A 2327-nucleotide genomic window follows, 5' to 3' on the forward strand; every position below is an offset into this window, starting at 1 on the left:
CCACGGCGATTTGATCTGGTGTTTTTTCCACTTGTTCCTCAAACAAGGCATGAATCGTTTTCTCCCGTGGATAGTCCATCCGGGTTTCATTGAACCGGAATAATAATTGTTGTTTTTCTTCTTCGGAGAGAAGATCAATTTGCTCTACCGGAAGATCAGGATTACAGACAACTTGAGAAAGAATTTGCTTGAGATGACGAACCACATTTTCAATCATCTGATCTGCATATACTTCTGCATTGAAGGTGACTTTAACCAGGAATTCTTCACCTGGAAAAACTGTCACATTGAGATCATAGTTGGTTTGCTCAAAAGCCTCGATCCCAAGCACCTGAAAACCATATTGATCCAAAGCGGCATCGTTTCGTAACGAGTCTTGAATCGGATAATTTTCAAATACAAAGAGATGGTTAATGAGATGATGACCTAATTCCGTCTCGGATTGAATATCGGCTAAAGAAAGATAACTATAAGGCTCTGATGAAAGCAGGATCTCTTGCGCGCGAGTAGCCAACTCAGCAAAAGTATCTCCTCTTTTTCTTTGAACCCGGACTGGCACAGTGTTGATAAATAGCCCCACCATTTTCTCCACTTGAGGAATAACCGAAGGTCTTCCAGAGACCACCGATCCAAAGACCACATCATCTGTTTGGTTGTATTTTTGCAACAGAATCCCCCAAATGGTCTGAAACACAATATTGGGTGTTACATGAAGAGAACGAGCCAGCTCGATAACATCCTTCGTCAGTTTCGCGTCGATAATAAAACGACGTTCTTTCAAGGTATAACGACCGGATGCATGCGAGGTAAGACGTGGAATACCCACCGCTTCGGAATAGTCTTTTAAATACGTTTTCCAATAGTTATGCGCTTTTTCACGATCTTGTTCCGCTAACCAGCGAATATATTTACTATAGGAAACCGCTTTTCCTACATAGGGGGATTGATTATGGATCATTTGCTGATACAACTGGAATAACTCATTCATCACAATTCCCAAGGACCAACCGTCCATCAAAATATGATGAAAGCTCCAAATTAAGAAGTACCGATCCGCCTGAGTTTGGATCACCGTAAAACGCATCAAGAGATCTTTGGATAAATCAAATCCCCGTTCTTTATCCTGCTGTTTAAACGATTCGATTTGTTTTCTTTGTTCCACTTCGGTTAAATCAGTAAAATCTTTATAATCTACCTTTAATTTTCTTTCTGCTAATACGACTTGTCTCGGCTTGCTCAATCTTTCATGAAGGAATACGGTTCTGAAAATATCGTATTTGGCAATAATAGAATTAATTGCATTTTCAAAAACAACCACTTCGAAGTGGCCTTTCAGCTCCATTGTAATTTGCTGAAAATAAGCGTGGCTTGCCTCATACAACGAATGAAAAAGCATCCCTTCTTGCATGGGTGAAAGATCATAAACATCAATAAATTTATTTTTCTTCATGTAGATCACCCTATAGTTAGAATCCATTTACTTCTAATGAAGATTTATGTAAAGAATGGCCTTTTCATTTTCTTAACAGGTTTATAGAGGGATCCGCTCCAAACGTTTCTATTGAGCTTGCTGACCAAGTTCACTTTCTTGAAGGGCCCAACCTTTTATTGAAAAAGATTGCCTAAGGAAATCATACCGTAAAAGATTGGAACCCTTATTAAACATTTATTTAGATCTCTTTAATTAGATCTGAGATTTCTTCTAATTCCTCAAATGTGATTTCCTGAGCGCTAAAGTCACTTGGTGTTAGCTCAACATCCTCTTTTTGTAAACAATGGGATAGGATCAGAAGTAGATGGTACTTATACCGATTCGCCCAATGCTCGATTGTTTCCGATTGGTATGCCATTCGATTGAAGTTGAAATGGAGATGCAATCTTCCGTTGAGCACGATTCCATTTACATCCAGTACCATTTCTGCACGATTGTGGGGACTAATCTGGTGCCCCATTGGTAAGCTTGCGATCTCCTGGTCTGCTCCTTCTTGTCCAAACTGCCCCAGATAGTTGAAACTCATCTCGGGCTGTAAACGGAAATCAATCTTTTCTTCGCTTAGATACTGGAGCAGGCCATAACCGACGCCCTTATTGGGAACCCGGCGCAAGGTCTCTTTTACTTCTTTGATTGCGGTTGAGAGATCATCGGTTTTTAGTTCGAACAACACCGGATAGATCGAGGTAAACCATCCCACGGTTCGAGTCAGATCGATTCCTTCCAGGATCTCTTCCCGGCCATGCCCCTCTAAATTCAGGGCCACTCGTGTTTCGCCTGTCCATTCCTTCACCGTGAGAGCGAGAGCGGTAAGGAGCAAATCATTGATTTCCGT

Annotated in this window: 2 protein-coding genes; both read right to left on the reverse strand. The window is 41.0% G+C overall.

Features of this window, described 5'->3' with window-relative positions; genetic code table 11:
• Positions 1–1450: condensation domain-containing protein (locus tag BMZ78_RS18260; RefSeq protein WP_245739947.1), on the reverse strand; the 1450-nt coding region annotated here is incomplete at its 3' end.
• Between the two features lie 220 nt (positions 1451–1670).
• Positions 1671–2327: condensation domain-containing protein (locus tag BMZ78_RS18265; protein WP_245739952.1), on the reverse strand; the 657-nt coding region annotated here is incomplete at its 5' end.

The sequence above is a fragment of the Thermoflavimicrobium dichotomicum genome (assembly GCF_900114055.1).
Taxonomy (GTDB): domain Bacteria; phylum Bacillota; class Bacilli; order Thermoactinomycetales; family Thermoactinomycetaceae; genus Thermoflavimicrobium; species Thermoflavimicrobium dichotomicum.